The sequence below is a fragment of the Rhodanobacter aciditrophus genome, from assembly GCF_042679525.1.
Classification (GTDB): domain Bacteria; phylum Pseudomonadota; class Gammaproteobacteria; order Pseudomonadales; family Marinomonadaceae; genus Marinomonas; species Marinomonas aciditrophus.
The window spans coordinates 192,824-213,496 of record NZ_JBHTMN010000011.1 but is presented as its reverse complement, the minus strand read 5'-3'; the positions used below and the strand labels follow the sequence as shown (position 1 = coordinate 213,496).

The following is a 20,673-nucleotide window of genomic DNA, read 5'->3' as shown; positions in this document are numbered from 1 at the left end:
CAAGTATCTTATACAGGTTCGGAATTATCAATAGCTTTAGAATCAATGGTTTGGATGTTTTATAGCATTCGCTTAATTATGCTTGTTTATTAATAAAGTTGGACCGAAATAAAAAACCTTGAACATAGTCCACATCCAGCATTTTCGCCACCTCTAGGTCTGCTTCCGACTCAATACCCTCTAGGACGATCTTCTTATTAGTCTCTTTTGCAAATTGAATCATTTTGCAGACGAATGTCATAAATTTGGGTTTATCTTTCATGCGTAGCACACATTTATCTAATTTAACCCAAGAGACCAATTGCAACACAGAAACCGAAATCATCGACAATGGGTGACAAAGATCATCCAGAGCCGTTTCAATCCCTAAAGCATCAAAGGCCTCAATCATAGATAAACTCATAATAGCGTCATTTAATTCCGAGTTTTCAATCAGCTCCACTACCACAGAGTCATTTCCTTGCTGTCGGATCATCTGAATAAATGGGTTGCTATGGGCTTCTGCATCGCTTGCAAAGAAGGCATCTTGGTCTAGGTTAACGAACAACAAACCAGAGGGACGATTTGCAAGCTGTATTTGCTTCTGCGCGAATTCAACCTGAAACAGAGTAATGGGAGATTCATGAAGGGACGCATAGACATAATCAGGTCTCAAAAACTCCCCATCGGCCCCATAGAATCTGGACAAGGCTTCATAGCCAATAATGTCATTCGAAGCCAACTCAATAATAGGCTGATATTCCACACCAAAACGTTTGGAGTTCAACAACTCCAAAAGCACCGCTGACGACAACTGATTGTTTGATGTATGCGACATTTAATCTCCTCCAGACAAGTGGAAGACCACTTTAAACCAAATGAGAATCATTACAATATATAGGCATAAAAAAGCCCCGCATTTGCGAGGCTTTTTACTTCCTAAAGGCGTAAGCGGATTACATCATGCCGCCCATACCACCCATGCCGCCCATATCAGGCATAGCTGGAGCATCTTCTTTCGGAATTTCAGCAATCATGGCTTCAGTAGTGATCATTAGACCCGCTACAGAAGCAGCTGCTTGTAGTGCAGAACGAGTTACTTTGGCTGGGTCTAGGATACCCATTTCCAACATATCACCGTACTCACCTGTGGCAGCATTGTAACCGTAGTTACCTTCGCCCTGCTTAACTTTGTCTACTACAACAGAAGCTTCGTCACCTGCGTTAGAAACGATTTGACGCATTGGCGATTCCATCGCACGTAGCGCTAGAGTAATACCAACGTTCTGATCTTCGTTGTCGCCTTTAAGGCTTGTTACTTTAGTCAATGCACGTACTAGAGCAACACCACCACCCGCTACAACACCTTCTTCAACCGCTGCACGAGTTGCGTGAAGTGCGTCGTCTACACGCGCTTTCTTCTCTTTCATTGCTACTTCAGTGGCAGCACCGATCTTGATAACAGCCACACCGCCCGCTAATTTAGCAACGCGCTCTTGTAGCTTCTCTTTGTCGTAGTCAGAGGTAGAGTTAGCGATTTCAGCGCGAATCTGCTCAACACGTGCTGTGATAGAAGCGTTGTCACCAGCGCCATCAACAACCGTAGTGCTCTCTTTCGTCAAAGTAACACGCTTAGCTGTACCTAGGTGCTCTAGGGTAGTGCTTTCTAGAGAAAGACCTACTTCTTCAGAGATTACTTGAGCACCAGTCAAGATAGCGATGTCTTGAAGCATTGCTTTACGACGATCACCAAAACCAGGTGCTTTCGCTGCCGCAACTTTTACGATACCGCGCATAGAGTTAACAACAAGCGTTGCTAGGGCCTCACCTTCAACATCTTCCGCAATGATAAGCAGAGGACGAGACGCTTTTGCTACGCCTTCAAGAACTGGTAGCAAGTCACGGATGTTTGAAATTTTCTTATCAACAAGAAGGATGAATGGGTTTTCTAGTTCCGCACTCATAGTTTCTTGGTTGTTGATGAAGTAAGGAGATAGGTAACCACGGTCAAATTGCATACCTTCAACCACAGCTAGCTCATCTTCAAAACCTGAACCTTCTTCTACTGTGATAACGCCTTCTTTACCTACACGGTTCATTGCTTCAGCAATGATCTTACCTACAGAAGCGTCAGAGTTTGCAGAGATAGTACCTACCTGCTCTACAGCACGGCTGTCTGTACAAGGTGTAGACAGTGCAGCAAGCTCTTCAACGACAGCGTTAGTTGCCTTATCGATACCACGCTTAAGGTCCATCGGGTTGCGGCCCGCAGCAACGGCTTTAAGACCTTCAGTTACAAAAGACTGAGCAAGAACGGTTGCTGTGGTTGTACCGTCACCCGCCACATCGTTGGCTTGTGAAGATACTTCTTTAACCATTTGTGCACCCATGTTTTCGAACTTGTCTTCAAGCTCGATTTCTTTGGCTACAGACACGCCGTCTTTTGTCACAACCGGTGCGCCAAAAGATTTCTCAATAACAACGTTACGACCTTTTGGACCTAAGGTTACCTTAACCGCGTCAGCCAAGACGTTAACGCCTTTAAGCATTTTCTGACGTGCGCTATCTGAAAACTTTACTTCTTTAGCTGCCATTTTTTATATCCTAAATTTGTAAGTTCGCTAATCGATGATGTAACTAAAAAGACTTAGGCTTCGATGATGCCGTAGATTTCGTCTTCTTTCATGATAAGTAGTTCTTCGCCGTTAATCTTAACGGACTGACCTGAGTACTGGCCGAACAAAACAGTGTCGCCAACGCTTACAGCAAGTTCGCGAACATCACCGTTTGATTGAATACGACCCGTGCCCACAGCCAACACTTCGCCTTGAGTAGGCTTTTCAGTTGCAGACCCTGGCAAAACGATACCGGATGCAGTAGTTGTTTCTTCTTCTTTACGGCGAACAACGACGCGATCGTGCAAAGGACGAATATTCATTGATCTCTATCTCCAACGTTAATCAATACCAGGACTCCCCTGGCCGGATTAGCCCCACCGTTTGTGGCGGGATTCTTCATCGCAACTTTAATGTGGTTGACCAGAAGTATTTCAAGGCCAAAAACAAATTATTTTTTATCTATTAAGTCGTCATCGTCTTTTTCACTACGATACTCACCCTCAATGATCTCGCCATCATTACGGCGACCATTAGCGTTCTGGTGAGTCCAATTGGCACGCATATTCATTCGCTTCTTCAAAAAGTCCAATGCTACGGTGCCAGCGATACTTTTACGCAAGGGGGAAATTAACAAAATAGCGCCCACCGCATCAGTGACAAAACCAGGAATCAACAAGCAGATGCCAGCGAAGGCCAGCATAAAGCCTTCCGCCACTTCTGAAGCAGGAACTTCACCACGACGCAGTTTCTCTTGCGCTTTTTGAGAGGTTTCAAATCCTTGTCGACGAATCAAAGCCAAACCAACGATAGCCGTCAAAAAGACCAGAGCAACCGTGGTCAAACTTCCTATTTGTGAGCCCACTTGAATCAGTACAGATAACTCAATCACTGGGATCAGAATAAACAGCAATAATGCAAATCGCATGATAACCTTCTTATGTTTTCGAATATGAATGGATATGTAGGGTTAAATTTTGCCGAATCAAGAGATGGACAGTTTTAAAAGCAAGGTAATATTCATTCTTTCACATTTACCTGCAGGTCATGTGATTTCTTACGGAGAATTAGCAAAACAAGCCGGCCGGCCAAACAACGCAAGACAAGTAGGCAAAATTTTAAAAGAGCTCCCCAAAGACACAAAACTCCCCTGGTATCGCGTGGTCAACAGCAAACGTTATATTAGTTTTACTGAGGGGACTGAGGCTTATCGGCGCCAGCGGAGCGCATTAGAGCAAGAGGGCTGGGTGATTTCTGGTCAACGCCTAATAATAAAAGAGGCGCCCTAGGCACCTCTTTTATTGCTTATCTAATCACGGAAGTTATTAAACTGAAGCGGCAATTCTAAATCGGCGCCTTTTAGCAGCTGCATAACTTGCTGAAGATCATCACGCTTTTTCCCTGTGACACGTAATTGCTCACCCTGAATTTGCGCTTGAACTTTGATCTTGCTGTCTTTGATCATCTTCACGATTTTCTTCGCTTCCGCTTGATCAATGCCTTCTTTCATTTTGATTTCTTGAGTCGCACGAAGGTTGCCTTCAACAATCGAACCACGCTCAATGGTTTTCAAGTCAATACCGCGATTGACCAGTTTTTGCGATAAAATATCCACCATCTGGCGCAACTGCATCTCAGCTTTGGCCTCTAAAACAACCGCTTCCTTTGCTTTCATTGAGTAGCTTGCGTCTACCCCTTTGAAGTCATAACGGGTTGTAATTTCACGATTCGCTTGGTCTACAGCGTTGGTCACTTCGTGCCAGTCAAGTTCTGATACTACGTCAAAAGATGGCATTTTCGCCTCCTCCATTCGATATTTACGATTTTGGGCGGCATAATAGCAGGGTTACCGTTAAAAAACTTCTATAAAGAGGTCTTAATGACTAAAGATGAATGGCTAGTAGTAGGAAATGGTGCCGTTGGATTACTTTGGGCTAGCAAACTTAGCGCCCTTGGAAACCCAGTCACAATTGTGCATCGTAGCGCCAGCCAACCGGAATCCCCCATCATAGTAGATTTCACAAATGATGCAGGTGAACCCCAGCAAAGCACTCATAATGTTACGTTTGCCACCCGCTCTGAATTAGAAGGCAAATACACTAAAGTGTTGTTATGCACTAAAGCTTTTGATCTGGTTCCTGCTTATTTAGATATTCGAGAACACACCAAAAAGCGCGGATTAATTGCCACCCTATGTAATGGCATGGGCGCTCAGCAGGATTTGATCCCACACCTCAAGAAACACCAAAATCTTTGGGCCGGCACGACCAGCGAAGGGGCTTTGAAAACCGCATCTAACGGTGTGCGCCAAACTGGCAATGGTGACACATTTTTTGGTTTACTGGTGGAAGATGAAAAAAACCTATTCGGCAATCAATTTCCTTATCCCGGAGTACAAAGCGAAAATGTTGAACAGCGGTTATTAGAGAAAGTTGCCGTAAATGCCATTATTAACCCCCTAACAGCCCTATTCTCAATCCGCAACGGACAAGTGCTTGAGCCCCCTATTCGTCCAATTTTTGATGCTGCAATCGATGAACTCTCTAGCGTCATGCAGGATGAGAAGTTTAAATACCGTGCCTACACATTAAACTTAACGCCAGAATTGCTCCATATGCGCGTCTCAACCGTCGCCAAGCTGACGGCCATGAATTGTTCATCCATGTATGAAGACGTCCGCAACCTACGCAAAACCGAAAACGAATACATCTCCGGCTTTTTTCATCGAGAGGCCAACACACCAACGCCTTTACAAGACTTCTTCTATCGAGCACTGAATGACCGCCCCCACTTAGAAGAGCACAAAAAAAAGCTCCTGAGTATGTATCAGGAGCTTTCTGCATAAAGAATTAAAGGGTGGCGGCGATTACTTCAAAGTCACCTTATCTTTCCTTAAGACAATCTTCTGTTCTTTGTACAAGGCACCTATGGCTTTTTTGAAGGTCGCCTTACTTACATTGAATACGCGAAAAATCTCTTGAGGGTCGCTTTTATCTGTTAATGGCATCTCACCGCCATTCTGTTCCATATGCTCAATAATCTGATCCAGCAAATTGGTCACTTTTTTATAGCCTGTTTGCTGAATGCTTAGATCAATCTTGCCATCTTCACGAACTCGCTTGATAAATGCAGGCAACTTATCCCCTTTGCGAACCTGTCCCACCGCATCTTGGAAAAACAAAACACCCCAAAAGCGATTATCAACGATACACTTAAAACCAATGTTGGTTTTATCGCCAATGATAATCTCGACTTTATCACCAGTGCGGTAAGGGGGCTCTTCCCGGTTAAGCAAGGCATCAATCTTAGTCGTTGCCACGATGCGGTTAGTCACCTGATCTAGGTATACAAACAGCAGGTGACGTTCGCCTTCTTCAACACGATTTTTTTGCTGGCTAAAAGGCACTAGCAAATCTTTTGGCAAGCCCCAATCAAAAAAGGCACCCACCTGATTGACCGCCACAGACATCAGCCCTGCAAATTCACCGACCTGAACTTTTGGCTCTAAAGTGGTGGCGATCAACTCATCTTCAGAATCCAAGTAGATGAACACATCCACTTGCTGACCTACTTTTAGGCCTTTAGGCACGTATCGCTTCGGCAGCAAGATCTCGCCAAATTGCTCCCCATCTAGATAGACACCAAAGTCTTTTTCTTTCACAACACGTAAATTATTCATGCGCCCGATATTGGCTGGCATATTATCTCCACATAGTACTTACGCCTGGGGGCACTGGCCCCGACAGACAAAATTTATTTTTCTACTTGGCTCATGCACTGACGCATAAGCTCCTTAAGCGCTGGCTCACCAGTACGCTCCATTAATTCGATATTTCGATCAGGAATACCCGACGTATCGCCGTAAAACTCTATGGCCTTATCCAAACTGCTTTCACGCAGCAAATGCAGCATAGGATACGGTGAGCGATTGGTATAATTAGAGACGTCACTTTCCTCGGCCCCAGCAAAACAATAGCTAGGATGAAAAGTGGCAAGCTGATAAACGCCTTCACAGCCCTGTTCAAACATAAGTTCCTCGGCATCATCAACGAAATCTAAATAACTCATAAATTCGTTGCATAAGGTCGGAAAAATCATCAAGGTTGTCTCTGTATCTGGGTGCTGATCCAACCAATCTACTTCAGCAATTAACTCTTCCAGCGCCACACTCGATTCACGTGTGCGAACAACCACATAACGAACACTGCCCCGCTCCACTTCACGTTTAGCAAACGGGCAAACATTCTTCGCCACGATGAAGGAATCTACCCATGCTTTTGTCTGAGCAATGACCAGCTCTTCCGTTAATTGCATAACCTAACCTTTTTCAATTTTTCGCCATTTTAGGGGATTCCAGAACCCCGGTCTAACACCATTCACCGAATCCGCAAAATTAACGACAAACAGATCCACCCAGAGGAATTGAAAGTGCTACAATGCGCCTAAATCACATCACGTTTCAACTGAGAGAATACATGTCCTTTTCCGAACTCGATCTGGATTTCACCATCGAACAAGCCATCGAAGATTTAGGCTTAACAGAACCTACCCCAATCCAAGAACAAGCCATTCCATTGGCAATGGATGCACAGGACGTTCTAGCGTGTGCGCCAACGGGCACAGGCAAGACCATCGCCTTTGCTGCGCCTGTCATTCAACACATTCTTGATCGGGACGAAGAATCCAGTCTTGCGCCGAAAGCCCTAATCCTTGCCCCAAGTCGCGAGCTGGCCCGACAAATCTTTCAAGTATTTGAGAAGCTACTAGTACATACCCGCATCAAGCTTCAAATTATTGTAGGCGGAATTCCCTATGGCAACCAGCAGCAACAGTTGAGCGAACCCTGTGACATTCTCGTTGCAACACCGGGCCGATTGGTAGAGCTGGATGAGCGCGGCTGGTTAGATTTCAGTGACACCTCCATGTTTGTTATCGATGAAGCAGACCGTATGTTAGACATGGGCTTTGTTGACGCCATCAAACACTTGAACAAACAATTGCCTCAACACCAAACCCTAATGTTCTCTGCCACCATTGATGGGGAGAAAATGGGCCGATTCGCGCGATCTTTGTTAAAGCCTGAAGCAGAGACTGTTCAGCTAACAGATTCTCCACGCAGCATCCCATCACAAATCAAGCAAGTAGCGTACCGCATCGATGACGAACCCCATAAAGACGCTGTCTTAACGCATCTTCTGAAACAAGAACGTGTGCAACAAGCCGTGGTGTTTGTCTCAAACCGTGACCATGTGGATGTCTGGGTACAAAAAATCCGTAAGTTAGGCTTCCGTTGTGATGGCCTACACGGGGAAATGAAGCAAAGCGACCGTAACGACAATTTAAAACAAATGAAGAAAGGCCGACTCCAAGTATTGGTGGCCACCGACGTTGCAGCACGAGGCATTGACCTCCCTGAGATCAATACTGTCATTAACGTGCGATTGCCACGCCGTGCCGACTCATATGTACACCGAGCAGGTCGCGCCTCCCGAGAGGGTAACCCTGGGGAATGCTACTCGCTCGTAGACATGCATGATCTGCCAATGATCGAAAAGATCCAGCGCTACATGCAAACCCCGATTCAATTCAGCAAGATCCCAGGGCTAGAACCCAAAACCAAGATCCGCACTGGCGCTTCTAAACCGAAAAAGAAGGCGCCTAAAAAAGACACTTCAGTAAAGAAAAAAGTGAAGAAAAAGTAACGAATTCACTAAAAAGGGAGCTTTCAAGCTCCCTTTTTCATTTCATCTGAATGCTTTAAAAAAGCGCTAATCATCCAGCTTAAGCGTGTGCTGTTTGCGACGAACCTTAGCCTCTAAATATTGGCGATTGTGCTGATTAACATGTACAGCGGTAGGAACAAGCTCAGTCACTTCCACATCGTTTTCAACTAATTGTGCCGCTTTGTCTGGGTTATTAGTCAATAATCGAACTTTGGACACCCCAAGTGCCTTCAGCATTTTTGCTGCAATAGCGAAATCACGACCATCTTCTGGCAAATGAAGCATCTCATTCGCCTCATAGGTGTCGTAACCCTGATCTTGTAACGCATAAGCATCTAACTTGGCATAAAGGCCAATACCCCGCCCTTCCTGACGCAGGTAAAGTATGTAACCACCTTCTTCGTTGATGCGGTCAATGGCTTCGTCTAATTGCTCGCCACAATCACAACGACCTGAACCAAATACATCACCAGTTAAACACTCGGAATGTAGGCGTACCAAAGGCACCTGATTTTTTGCTTCAGTGACGCCATCAAACGAAATCGCAATGTGCTCTTTGCCGCTTTCGTCACCGTTAAAAGATATAAATTCGGCCATGACGTCTCCGGCTCGGACCGGAATGACTACTCGACGTTTAACCGTTAGCTGATCCATTAATACTGCTCTCTCATTAAATAACGCAATTTGTGCGCGCATTATAAGGCGTTTTTTGTTGTTCGACTAAGGAAAACTACATTAAGTGTGTTAATGGCAGTGATGTATTTTCTTTAACACTGCGCAACAGGAAACTAGATTGAACACCTGACACACCCGGTATGCGGGTCAGTTTGCCTAGCAAAAAGTCATGGTAACGCTCCATATCTTCCACCACCACTTCTAGCAAATAATCACAGTTTTGCCCTGTCACTAGATTACAGGCTCGCACTTCATCAAAGGAATGCACCTGCTCTTCAAAGACCCCAAAACGATCTGGCGTATGTCGGTCCATGCTAATTTGAATAAATGCCGTTAGTTTTAAGCCAAGCTCAGAGCGTTTTAACAACATCACTTTACGATCGACTATTCCACTTTCTTCTAGAGCTTTTACCCGTCGTAAACAGGGTGATGGTGACAAGCCAACTCGATCCGCTAGCTCTTGATTGGTTAAGCTAGAATCTTGCTGCAATTCTTGGAGAATACGAATATCTATTTTATCAAACTTTGTGCTCACCTTAACCTCCAGCCACTTTTTATTAAAATTGCGCAATAATATTCCAAAGTTTCTAATAAAAGCCCATCAAAACGCAATCATTCTTCGATATAATTTCGTTAAACTGTTTATGTCGAGAGGGAAACCCAACCTCTTAAACACAAATTGAGCTATCCGCTCACACCTAAACTGAAAGGAAAAGAAAATGACTTCTTTTGATCACACTAAATACCGTCCGTTTGAACCGGTCGCCATTGAGAATCGCACTTGGCCCGATCAAGAAATCACTACTGCCCCACTTTGGGCGAGCGTAGATCTGCGTGACGGCAACCAAGCACTGGTTGAGCCAATGACTGTGGATCAAAAGAAAGAGTTCTTTAAACTGTTAGTAGATGTGGGGTTCAAAGAAATTGAAGTAGGCTTCCCAGCCGCTTCACAGCTGGACTTTGACTTCACTCGCTGGTTGATCGAAGAAGACCAAGTGCCAGATGATGTTTACATCCAAGTCTTAACCCAAGCGCGCCCAGAGTTGATTGAACGTACTTACGAATCTCTAAAAGGCGCTAAAAAAGCCGTTGTACACGTTTACAACTCCACCTCTAAAACTCAACGCGAGCAAGTGTTCCGTTTGGGTAAAGATGGCATTAAAGATATTGCCGTTAAAGGGGCTCAATGTGTGAAAGATCACGCAGAAAAACACCCTGAGACAGAGTGGGTCTTCCAATATTCACCTGAAAGCTTCACGGGCACAGAAACTGATTTTGCCGTGGAAGTTTGTGATGCCGTGATCGATGTATGGCAACCTACTCCAGAGAAAAAATGCATTATCAACTTGCCTGCAACCGTTGAAGTGGCTACACCAAACCGTTTCGCAGATCAGATCGAGTATTTTTGCCGCAAAGTGACTAAACGTGACAGCATCGTCATCAGCTTACATACCCACAACGACCGTGGCTGTGGCGTTGCGGCTGCTGAGCTTGGCTTAATGGCTGGCGCAGATCGTATCGAAGGCACCTTGCTAGGTAACGGTGAGCGTACCGGCAACATGGATGTCGTCACCATGGCCATGAATATGTACAGCCAAGGCGTAGATCCAAAACTTGCTCTTGGAGACATGGACCGCATTGTGAGCGTCGTTCAATCTTGCACACAATTGCCAATCCATCCGCGCCATCCTTATGCAGGCGAATTAGTTTTCACAGCCTTCTCTGGCTCACACCAAGACGCCATCAAAAAATGCTTGACTAACCAAACAGATGATAAACCATGGGATGTAGCTTACTTGCCAATTGACCCTCGTGACGTTGGCCGTAGTTATCAAGAAGTCATCCGAGTAAACAGCCAATCAGGTAAAGGCGGGGTTGCTTTTGCCCTAGAACAAGAATACGGCTTGGCACTACCTCGCTGGTTACAGGTTGAGCTAAGCCCTATTATTCAACGTTTCTCTGAAGAAGACGGTGGCGTAGTAGAAGCCGAAGACATGAAGCGCTTATTTGAGCAGAGCTTTATGACAGGCTCCAGCCCTTACGCACTTGGCAACTACAGCTTAACGAAAGACGAACGAGACAAGGTAACTGCGGCACTTAACCATGCCGGTGGTTCGGTAAACATCGAAGGTGAAGGGAATGGCGCTCTATCTGCGTTCACTGCGGCACTAAGCGACCACTTCAACATTCGTGTAGACATCGTTCAGTACCAAGAACATGCCTTGACGGTTGGCAGTGACTCTCAAGCTATTGCCTATGTACAAGCCAACATTGACGGGGAGCGTTTCAACGGCGCCGCCATTGATAACGATATTGTTTCAGCCTCCATTCAGGCGGTATTGGCAACGGTTAACCAAAAAGTTGCCGAAGCAAGCCAAGCAAGTGTGGCCTAATCAAGGTCACCTTGCCGAGGTTAGGTAGTCGACAAAATCGCCTTCCCTTAACCAATAAAGCCGAGCTACCGCTCGGCTTTTATCTTTTAGCCAGTCTCTAAAAAGCAGCCGCCCTATTCGCACTCTCGATAAATAGTCCGATTACGACCTTTAGCCTTGGCTTCATACAAAGCTTTATCTGCTAATTTGATTAATTCAAGTTGCCCCAGATTATCGCAGTAGGCCGTCACACCAAGGGAAACGGTAAGATTTAACTTATGCTCTCCACATATTATAGGGGCACCCGAGATTGCTTTGCGGTAACGCTCACACGCATTCACCGCGTCTTCAGCACTGGTATGAGAAAGGCACAAGCCAAATTCCTCACCACCAATACGGCCAATCACATCCCCCTTACGAAGAGAGGATTTCAAACGTGCGGAAACCTGACGCAACACCTCATCCCCCACATCATGACCATATTCATCGTTAATACGCTTAAAATGATCAATATCTAGCACTGCAACGCTTAGAGCTTGCTCATAGCGAGCTGCTTTTGCCATTTCATCGGTTAGGGATATCTCAAATGCACGACGGTTTGGCAGCTCAGTTAAGTAATCAGTCGTAGATAGAGCTTCTAGGCGTTTATTCATACTCACCAGACGATTACGCATATTAGCAATACGTGCCATGGCAAGTAACTTGGCGGCCAGCACCTTATGCTGAATCGGCTTAATCAGATAGTCATCTGCGCCCGCTTCAATACAGCGCTGAATATCTTCGTCTGTACCTGAGCCACTCAAAAAAATGATAGGTATCCAATCTTCCGGTGAATCTGTTTGAAGGGCCCGAATCTCACGAGCCGCTTCCTCACCAGATTTAATAGGCATGTTTAAATCGACAATTAAAAGATCCCAGTCGTAATAGCTATCTTTAAGAGTATTAACCAGCTCTTCCCCGTTTTGCACCTCAGATACCTGATGTCCAAGTTTTGCCAAATGAAACCTGAGCAGCATTCGGTCAGACAGTGTGTCTTCAGCTATTAGGATCTTCAAATCATTTTCCCTAAACGTCTAAGGTGCTCACACACACGCTCATATTCTTTCCAGATTTCTTCGATGCGAGCTTTGGCATCAAAGTTTTCAGCCGCTTGAGCGTCTTTTTCGAGCTGACCAGCCAATTCACTTAAGTGGAACGCACCAATATTAGCACTCACTGACTTTAAGCTATGGGCAGGTCGATACAAATCCACTTGCTCTCCCTCTTTGCTAACAATCTCATGGAAAGATTGAAACACGTTTTTTGCATCATGCACAAATGCCGCGACAATCTCATTTACCTGATCGCCCAACACCTCTTCTAAACCTGCCAACACAGACTCGTCGACACTTGTTTGCACCATTTTCCCACCACTTTCAGTTAAACTCAGATCATCCTCCACAACAGAATGATCTGACACTTCATTAAACAGTTTAGATGAAATTGTTTCTAATAATTCCTTACGTTTAAACGGCTTAGAAATATAACCGTCACCTCCCGCCGCCTCAACTTGCGCCATACTCTCAGGTTGAATATCTGCCGTTAGCGCAAAAATTGGAACCCGCTTACCGGTGCCGGATTCCATATCGCGTATAATCTTTATTGCAGTTAGGCCGTCCATAACAGGCATGTGAAGGTCCATTAAGATTATATCAGGGGAAAGTTCAAGCCACTTCTCCACCCCCAGCTGCCCATTCTCCGCAACCTCTACGGCGACACCTAACTGCCCTAGCATCCCCTGAGCCACAGCAAGGTTGGCTTTCATATCCTCAACCACCAAAACCGTTAAACCAGCCAATTCATTTGAAATAACAGGGGGCTCTTCCAAAATACGTCGCTCATCAGGAGTAACCGTAATCTGTGCCGCTTCCATTGTGTTGACCGCTTTCAGCCCCAGTATTAACTCTTGAACACTGGTGGGCTTATTGATGCACACTTGCACCCCCGCTTCACGCAGATCACTGGAATGCAAAGCCCCTGCCGAAGAAATCATCAACACTTTTGGCCATTGGCTGACAGGTAATTGTTGTCGTATTTGGCGACTCATCTGAAGCCCATCCATATCAGGCATTAGATAATCTAGAATTATCAGCTCATAGGGGCGCTTCTGGGAAGCAGCAGATAACACAAGTTCAATAGCAGCCAAGGCATTATTTTCAAACTCAGCATTGATATGGCAACGCTTAAGTTGATCTTCGAGAATCGACAAGTTGGTATCGTTATCGTCAACCACCAACACACGCTCAAAAGCATATCCTTGGTCTGGTGCAGCTTGCGGAAGGGGTTGATCGCTTAACCCCAGCGATAAGCCAATAGTGAAGGTTGTGCCGACTCCCACCTCACTCTCTAGAATAATGTCTCCTCCCATCAGATCCACCAACTGCTTGGTGATAGCAAGACCTAAGCCGGTGCCACCAAACCGTCGAGTGGTGGAGTTATCCGCTTGGGTGAAAGCTTGAAAAAGATTGCCCTGGGCATGGAAAGGAATACCTATCCCCGTATCTGACACACTGATTGCCAAATCTAAGACATGAGAGCTTGAATCAACTATGCCATCAACACTAATCACGATCTCACCTTCCTGGGTGAACTTAATGGCATTCCCTACTAAATTGGTCAATATCTGCCTAATCCGATAGGCATCACCATGAACGGCCGATATCCCCTGTAAATTGTATTGAACTAATAGATCAACACCTTTCGCTTCAGCTTTTACAACGAGCAACCGTGCTAGATCAAACACCAGTTTTTCAAGATCAAAATCAGCCAACTCTAAGGATAAGTGACCCGCTTCAATTTTTGAAAAGTCTAAAATCTCATTAATTAATTCCAGAAGGTTTTCACCTGAGTTTCGAATCACATCCATTTGGTAGCGCTGGCGATCGGTTAACTCGGTGCTCGCCAAAACCTCAGCCATTCCTAACACGCCATTTAGAGGAGTCCGTATCTCATGACTCATGGTCGCCAAGAAATTACTCTTAGCTTGGCTGGCCTGTATCGCTTCCTCCCTAGCACGCTTTAGAATGGCTTCAGTACGGTATCGTTCTGTAATGTCATAATTTACCCCTAGGAAATAACTTGGCGCACCAAATTCATCATATGCCACCTGAGCATTCGCCTTAATGTAACGCTGCTCACCCGAAGGCAGATTAATCCTAAAATCTGTGTCCAGATTCATTCCCGTTTCAACAGAACGATTAGCGGCCGCCTCCATCTTTACTAAGTCGTCTGGATGCACCAGTTCAGCCCATGCCTCGAACCCAAAAGGTTCACCTATAGGCACATCAATGCCATAGATGGCCACCATTTGCTCGTCCCAAACAAGCGCCCTAGTATTAACATCCATTTCCCAAACACCAATACCAGCAGACAAGGTCGCAATGCTTAGGCGATTTCGCGCCTTCTCGATATCGGCCTCAATCGCTAAACGGGCACTAATATCACGTGCATGAATAATAAAACCACGCAGCTCGCCTTTCTTATCTAAGATTTTGCTCCGCACATTCTCAGCCATAAAATGCGAACCATCCGCTCGCCTATATAGCATGCGATACTCACTGCGCTCTGAGGAACCAGGATTAGAATAGGCCAATCCTATCTCTTTAAATGACTCTTTATCGGCATATAAAAACTCTGGAGATCGACCTACAAGTTGGTCTTCACTGTAACCAAACAACGATAAGGTATGTGGATTCGCCATGACGATAGAGCGGTTTTCATCCGTCACAACAATTGCCTCAGGGGCATCCATAAATAGAGACCGGAACAACTCCATTTGCTGAGTCAGGGCCACTTGATAAGCTTGTTGCTCAGTGACATCTTGGAACGTCATTACCGCGCTTAAGCCTGTCTGCTCAAGCTCTTTTGGAATAGGTCGGTAGGAGAAATCAACAGGAAAACTCCGCCCCAATTGATCATAAAAATCAACTCCTTCCTTGGTAATTGGGGAGCCAGATGCCATAGCCGAAGAAACAACACAAGGTTCAGCATTCATTAACCTGTCTTGAGGTCGCAATAAAGAGCAGACAGGGCGACCAATCAAATCTTCAATCTGATAGCCGGTCATATCCACTGCGGCACTGTTGGCAAAGGTAATCTTATCCTCTTCATTAATGCCAAGTATGCCATCATGCACAGACGCCAAAATCAGCCGATGCTGCTCTTCAGCAGCCAACAGAGCTTGACGATCTTGCTCACGACTGTATTCGGCCCCCACCCACTGGCCAAAAAGCTTAAGCAGCTCGTACTCATCTTCACTGAAGTCTTTCGTACGCGCATGGGGGCTAGAAAAATTAAGAGTTCCCCAAACCTCGCCACCTACGTGGATGGACACACCGAGATACGCCTCAAGTTTAAATTGCTCGTAACAGGGATGAGTCGCTATCTCACTCTCACCAGCATGATAAAAACCGGTGACATCCTTACGCTCTAAGGTGTGAACACAGTAACACTCACCAAGATGAAAATGAGCCCCAGCTTCGATTTCACCGTTTGGAGAATGGCAAAACTCAACCTGATAATCATCTCCCTGCACGTGACTCACAATGCCAAAGGGAAGATGAAATAGCTCACAACCAAGCTCTAGGATCTCTTGAATCTTCCGGCTAAACGTTAAATTTTCACTGGCGGTAATGGAATGCAACTTTTGCAGTGCAAGGGTCGTGCGCTTGATAAAGGTTTGGTCATGCACACACACATAAATACCTGTGACCTGCCCTTCTTGCACTCGAGGGGTGAACACACAGTCCACAAAACGCTCATAGGAAGCTCCATTTTCCTGAGGGACTAGTATCACCACCTGCTCATCAATATGCTGCCCTGCCGCCGCTCGATCCAACAAGGGTTTTACTTGCTGAAACTGCCCATCTCCAATAATGTCTCGAACATTTAGGCCATAAAAAGATTCCCGAGGACGATTGTAGAGATCAACATAAAGCTGATTCACAAACTCATAATTAAAAGACACATCAATGCAGGACACGAGGAAAGGCAAACTATCAGCCATAGTCAGCACTTCCCTCATGGCAAGCGAGTCACTTTTAGCACTTCCTTGAATAAGAGATTGAAGTAATTGTATGAAATATTGGGAAGTGTCTTCTGAGCTGTCTTTGGAGATGCCGAGCCAACCTAAACTTGGCAGCAACTGCCAACGCAAATCCTGCAAAGCCGAATCACTGCAATGGGGCTGAAGATCACCTGCCTGTACCAACAGCCCAGTTTGATCAGCACTTATTATTGCCCAATTCTGTACGCCTGCAGCGTTTGAAAGTTTTGCTAGTGGCGCCAGATCTGGTGTGAACAAAGAAAAGTCACCACACCAAGTAATATCCGTAAAAGCAGGTTGAGTGCTTTGCTCCATAAGATAAATCGCTTATTCAAAGGTTTAACAAGACTTCCAGTCTAGCCCATAAATTCTAGCTATCATAGGTAACAAAATAGATCAGGCAAATTTGTTGTTAATCATTAACTATAGACTTTGATAAATTATTTATTAATTTTATTAAATACTATCAAATCCCCATACGTGATCACTCAATGAACGACACCTCCCTCCATCAAATCATGCCGCACACGTTCTAACAATTCAGGAGTTCGAGCAGCAACGATAGTTCCTTCTCGCAGCGAAGGAGCGTAAGGAGTACCATCCAACATCTTTACAAAACCACCCGCCTCTTGATAGCACAGCACGCCTGCCGCGTGATCCCAAACGTTAGGCTTGGGGCTAACAAAAAAATCCACCCCACCTTGAGCTAAGGTTCGATATTCATGACAACAACAACGTAAACTTAATGTGCGTCCGTAGGAAACCTGAAGTCCTGCAGCAAAGCGGCGCTGCTCAATGGATTCAAACTGAAAGGGAGACAAAAAGCCAACTAACCGCTTATTAATAGGCTGACCATTCAGCTTAATAGGCTTTTTGAAGCCGCCATCACCGTAAAAACATCCCTCTCCCTTTGTTGCCTCGATCCAATCATCATTGAGTGGATCATAGAGCACCCCAAATTTCGTCTCCCCTTGGTGCACAACCGCTACCAAAACCCCAAAGGTCGATAATCCATTAGCGTAATTCCAAGTACCATCAATAGGGTCAATGATGATCACCCAATCACTAGAATCGACTTTATCTAACACCTGTTTTGACTCAGACACAGACTCCTCACCAACAATCTGTGCCTGGGGCATTATTTGCGAAAATCGCTCAATCAAAGCTTTCTCCGCCGCGGTATCAGCCTCAGTGACGAGATCATCAAAGCCTGATTTAGTGGCAATCTGCGACCTTTCTAAATCCCGAAAGCGAGGCAGTATCTCCAGCTTTGCCACATGGCGAATCGCTTCAATAATTTGCTCTTTTTGCTCAACCGATAACATACCCACATCCTTCACAGTTTTGTGATTTCATAACCTTACAAAAGCTCATTACGTGAACTATTCTCAAGACATTAACACAACAAATAAGAACATTTATTTGCCGCAGATTATCCGATACTGAATAAAAGCCTGCTTCGGAGAATTAAGCCATGCATGTAAAACAGACATTAAAACACATCATTTTTACAGCTATCTTTATATTCACTGGTCAAACAATTGCTAGCAACGGATTAATCACTATTGTCATCAATGACCCTTCAAACCCCTACTGGTTCACAGAAGGAAGCATCGCCTCCAAAACCGCCGAGGACCTAGGCTACTTGGCCCATGTTCGAGCACACCAAGGCTCCATAGAAAACGAGCAATCCATCATAGAAGACGCGGTTCGACAAAATGCCAAAGCCATCATTTTAGACCCGGCTGACACCACCCTGTCCGCTCAATCGGTACGCTATGCCAAACAAAACGGTATTCCTGTCTTTATTGTAAACGCAGAGATTAATGAAACAGGGTTGGCGATTTCACAACTTATCTCTGATAACACCCAAGGAGCCAAACTTGCTGCCAAAGCTTGGAGCAACGCCATGAAATATTCAGGGGAATACATTGAACTTGTCGGCGCACCAGGGGACAACAATGCAAAGTTACGCTCTGAGGCCTTCAACTCAGTACTAAAACACCACGACAACTTAAATCTAGTGGCAAGAGTAACTGGCAATTGGTCAAGACTGGAAAGCTATCAAGCGATGCAGCGCTATCTCATACAATTTCCTAACTTAAAAGGGATCATTAGCGCTAACGATGAGATGGCTTTGGGCGCCATCACCGCCTTACGAGAAGCTAATCGCCTAGACGACGTGATTGTCAGCGGCTTTGATGGATCCCCTGATGCAGCAACAGCCATCATTCTAAATGATTTACAGTTTTCTATACTTCAACCTGTAGCAGATTTTTCCAAGGAAGCGGTTGTCCAAGCCGATCGATACATTCGCACACGCACTCTAGATAAAAGCGAAGAAATTCAAAAATTTAGCTGCTACTTGCTATCTATAGACAACATTCACATGTATACCTCTGCCTTCGAACTGTCAGAATAATAACGACACCGCTATCCTTTAAGTCAAAAAAGAAATTCTTGAATACCCTTGACTAAAGCAAAAAGTTACCGGTAACATTCGCATCCAGTTACCGGTAACATATATCCGTGAGCTACTTTTAATTTTTCCTTCAAAACAATAAATAGCGGGAATGCATCATGAGCACATTTGCCAAGACGTTAATCACTGCCACTCTAGCAGGCGCACTGTCCACCACTGCGATGGCTGCTGACTACACTTTTAAATTCCAATCCTCAGACCCTTCTGGCGATAAAAACTTCCAAGTCCAAAAAGAATGGACAGAACGCGTAGAGCGCATGTCTGGCGGCCGCATCAAAATCAACCTATTGCCAGTAGGCAGTGTGTTCAAGCACACAGAAACCCTTGATGGCATCAAAATGGGCATTTTGGATGGTCAGGTTACTGCGACTGAATTTTTCTCTGGCAAAGATCCCGCTTTTGGCCTAATCGGCAACACAGTGGGCGCTTGGTCCGACACTTCACAACTTTTGCAGTACATTAACTACGGCGGCGGTTACGAGCTAATGAACGAACTTTACGCTCCTTACGGCGTAAAATTCATTGGCGGCTCTACCACAGGTGTTGAGTCATTTGTTTCCCGCGTCCCTCTTGATGGCGTAGAGGATCTAAAAGGCTTGAAGCTTCGTGCCCCAGAAGGTTTAGTTCAACGTGTGTTTGCAGCCGCAGGCGCAGCACCTGTAAACCTACCTGGCTCTGAAGTCTTCACTGGACTGAGCAAAGGCGTTATCGACGCTGCTGACTACACTGTGTTCTCTACGAACCAGAAAGCCGGCATGAACGAAATTGCGCCGCATCCAGTTCAACCAGGCTTCCACTCTTTGCCTCTGATCGATGTCTCAATGAACATGAAGAAATGGAATAAACTTCCAGAAGACCTTCAAGAAATCATGACAACTTCGGTTCGTGACTTCGCTAATGACATCACAACGCAACTTCGCATTGCTGACCAAAAAGCGGTGAAAGAAGCCCAAGCGGATCCAAACATTACGATCCACAACTGGTCTGACGAAGAGCGTAAGAAATTCCGTGCTATTGCCCGCACCCAGTGGGAAGAGTTTGCCAAGCAATCTCCTAATGCACAAAAAGTATACGACTCTGTTACATCCTACTTGGAAGAGAATGGCCTTCTTTAATAAATAGGCCTATACGTCTCATCACACTCCAACCAAAACAGGAACCTAAATAGGTTCCTGTTTTTACCTGGAAACATCCCATGAATACAGAAAATCTTTCTCAGCAACTTGATACGGAACATGAGCCACGTAATGTGCTTGACCGTGTCATCGTAAAACTAGGCAATGCCCTTAGCCTTCTCTTTCTATTTACAGTAGCAATCTCATTCTATGAAGTACTGATGCGCTACGTTTTTAATGACCCAACCATCTGGGTACATGAGACGGCTTCATTTTTAGGGGCTTGTTTATTTGTGTTTGGGGGCATCTATGCACTGGCCACAAACAAGCACGTTCGTGTTGTACTTATTTACGATGCTGTATCGGACCGCACCCGTCAGTACCTAAACATTTTTCACCACATCATGGGCCTTATTTTCGCTGGCTTATTGACCTATGCAGCGTACCAAATGACAGAAAGCGCTGTGTTCTCGCCATTCGGTGATGTGCATTTTGAAACCTCTGGCTCTGCTTGGAACCCACCATTTCCAGCCTATGTGAAAATCATGATTCTCTTAACTATGTGCGTCATGTTTATTCAATTTGCATTGCATCTTATTCAAGAAATTCTGGGTCTAAGGAAGTCATAA

General features: G+C 45.2%; 19 protein-coding genes. 7 read left to right on the top strand and 12 right to left on the bottom strand.

From position 1 onward, the window contains the following. Positions 1-76: 76 nt before the first annotated feature. The 4 genes from ACFQ45_RS10015 to ACFQ45_RS10000 all read right to left on the bottom strand — a co-directional run bounded on the left by ACFQ45_RS10015 (position 77) and on the right by ACFQ45_RS10000 (position 3,522). Complete coding sequence (locus ACFQ45_RS10015; RefSeq protein WP_377367225.1) at positions 77-817, bottom strand: EAL domain-containing protein; 741 nt, start codon at positions 815-817, stop codon at positions 77-79. A gap of 118 nt (positions 818-935) precedes the next feature. Further along, positions 936-2,573, bottom strand: a complete 1,638-nt coding sequence (gene groL / locus ACFQ45_RS10010; RefSeq protein WP_377367223.1) for a chaperonin GroEL — start codon at positions 2,571-2,573, stop codon at positions 936-938. A gap of 53 nt (positions 2,574-2,626) precedes the next feature. Further along, a complete protein-coding gene (locus ACFQ45_RS10005; RefSeq protein ID WP_377367221.1) occupies positions 2,627-2,917 on the bottom strand; it encodes a co-chaperone GroES in 291 nt (96 codons plus the stop codon). 128 nt (positions 2,918-3,045) lie between these two features. Next, positions 3,046-3,522 (bottom strand): FxsA family protein, encoded by a 477-nt coding sequence (locus ACFQ45_RS10000; protein WP_377367219.1) that lies wholly within the window; start codon positions 3,520-3,522, stop codon positions 3,046-3,048. Between the two features lie 49 nt (positions 3,523-3,571). On the opposite strand from ACFQ45_RS10000, the gene ACFQ45_RS09995 reads away from it, so the two are divergent. Continuing rightward, the gene (locus ACFQ45_RS09995) at positions 3,572-3,883 is read left to right on the top strand and encodes an MGMT family protein (protein ID WP_377367217.1); all 312 of its coding nucleotides are present in this window, start codon (positions 3,572-3,574) and stop codon (positions 3,881-3,883) included. A 20-nt stretch (positions 3,884-3,903) separates the two neighbouring features. On the opposite strand, the gene ACFQ45_RS09990 is transcribed toward ACFQ45_RS09995, so the two are convergent. After that, the gene (locus ACFQ45_RS09990) at positions 3,904-4,389 is read right to left on the bottom strand and encodes a YajQ family cyclic di-GMP-binding protein (protein ID WP_377367215.1); all 486 of its coding nucleotides are present in this window, start codon (positions 4,387-4,389) and stop codon (positions 3,904-3,906) included. Between the two features lie 84 nt (positions 4,390-4,473). Between ACFQ45_RS09990 and ACFQ45_RS09985 the strand changes: the two genes are divergently transcribed. Next, positions 4,474-5,439: a ketopantoate reductase family protein gene (locus ACFQ45_RS09985; RefSeq protein ID WP_377367213.1), complete on the top strand. Its 966-nt coding sequence runs from the start codon at positions 4,474-4,476 to the stop codon at positions 5,437-5,439. Positions 5,440-5,460: 21 nt separating this feature from the next. Here ACFQ45_RS09985 and ACFQ45_RS09980 read toward each other — a convergent pair whose 3' ends face one another. Further along, a complete protein-coding gene (locus ACFQ45_RS09980) occupies positions 5,461-6,294 on the bottom strand; it encodes a CvfB family protein (protein WP_377367211.1) in 834 nt (277 codons plus the stop codon). Between the two features lie 53 nt (positions 6,295-6,347). After that, a complete protein-coding gene (locus tag ACFQ45_RS09975; RefSeq protein ID WP_377367209.1) occupies positions 6,348-6,908 on the bottom strand; it encodes a DUF1415 domain-containing protein in 561 nt (186 codons plus the stop codon). Positions 6,909-7,069: 161 nt separating this feature from the next. On the opposite strand from ACFQ45_RS09975, the gene ACFQ45_RS09970 reads away from it, so the two are divergent. Then, positions 7,070-8,296, top strand: coding sequence for a DEAD/DEAH box helicase (locus tag ACFQ45_RS09970; protein ID WP_377367207.1), 1,227 nt, complete (start codon positions 7,070-7,072; stop codon positions 8,294-8,296). Between the two features lie 66 nt (positions 8,297-8,362). Here ACFQ45_RS09970 and ribA read toward each other — a convergent pair whose 3' ends face one another. Both ribA and ACFQ45_RS09960 read right to left on the bottom strand, forming a co-directional pair. After that, entirely contained in the window at positions 8,363-8,971 is a 609-nt protein-coding gene (gene ribA / locus ACFQ45_RS09965; RefSeq protein WP_377367205.1) for a GTP cyclohydrolase II, read from the bottom strand. Between the two features lie 76 nt (positions 8,972-9,047). After that, entirely contained in the window at positions 9,048-9,527 is a 480-nt protein-coding gene (locus tag ACFQ45_RS09960) for an Lrp/AsnC family transcriptional regulator (RefSeq protein WP_377367203.1), read from the bottom strand. A gap of 184 nt (positions 9,528-9,711) precedes the next feature. On the opposite strand from ACFQ45_RS09960, the gene leuA reads away from it, so the two are divergent. Then, on the top strand, positions 9,712-11,385 hold the full coding sequence (leuA, locus tag ACFQ45_RS09955) for a 2-isopropylmalate synthase (RefSeq protein ID WP_377367201.1): 1,674 nt from the start codon (positions 9,712-9,714) through the stop codon (positions 11,383-11,385). Positions 11,386-11,498: 113 nt separating this feature from the next. On the opposite strand, the gene ACFQ45_RS09950 is transcribed toward leuA, so the two are convergent. From ACFQ45_RS09950 to ACFQ45_RS09940, 3 genes are all read right to left on the bottom strand, one after another. After that, on the bottom strand, positions 11,499-12,419 hold the full coding sequence (locus tag ACFQ45_RS09950) for a GGDEF domain-containing response regulator (RefSeq protein WP_377367199.1): 921 nt from the start codon (positions 12,417-12,419) through the stop codon (positions 11,499-11,501). Beyond that, positions 12,416-16,762, bottom strand: a complete 4,347-nt coding sequence (locus tag ACFQ45_RS09945; protein WP_377367197.1) for a PAS domain S-box protein — start codon at positions 16,760-16,762, stop codon at positions 12,416-12,418. The genes ACFQ45_RS09950 and ACFQ45_RS09945 overlap by 4 nt, the downstream gene beginning before the upstream one ends. 173 nt (positions 16,763-16,935) lie before the next feature. Further along, entirely contained in the window at positions 16,936-17,772 is an 837-nt protein-coding gene (locus tag ACFQ45_RS09940; protein ID WP_377367195.1) for an inositol monophosphatase family protein, read from the bottom strand. 149 nt (positions 17,773-17,921) lie between these two features. Between ACFQ45_RS09940 and ACFQ45_RS09935 the strand changes: the two genes are divergently transcribed. The 3 genes from ACFQ45_RS09935 to ACFQ45_RS09925 all read left to right on the top strand — a co-directional run bounded on the left by ACFQ45_RS09935 (position 17,922) and on the right by ACFQ45_RS09925 (position 20,673). Continuing rightward, positions 17,922-18,869: a substrate-binding domain-containing protein gene (locus tag ACFQ45_RS09935; protein ID WP_377367193.1), complete on the top strand. Its 948-nt coding sequence runs from the start codon at positions 17,922-17,924 to the stop codon at positions 18,867-18,869. Between the two features lie 158 nt (positions 18,870-19,027). Continuing rightward, positions 19,028-20,044 carry a TRAP transporter substrate-binding protein gene (locus ACFQ45_RS09930; protein ID WP_377367191.1) on the top strand — a complete coding sequence of 339 codons (1,017 nt, stop codon included), beginning with the start codon at positions 19,028-19,030 and terminating at the stop codon, positions 20,042-20,044. A gap of 80 nt (positions 20,045-20,124) precedes the next feature. Continuing rightward, positions 20,125-20,673 carry a TRAP transporter small permease subunit gene (locus tag ACFQ45_RS09925; RefSeq protein WP_377367189.1) on the top strand — a complete coding sequence of 183 codons (549 nt, stop codon included), beginning with the start codon at positions 20,125-20,127 and terminating at the stop codon, positions 20,671-20,673.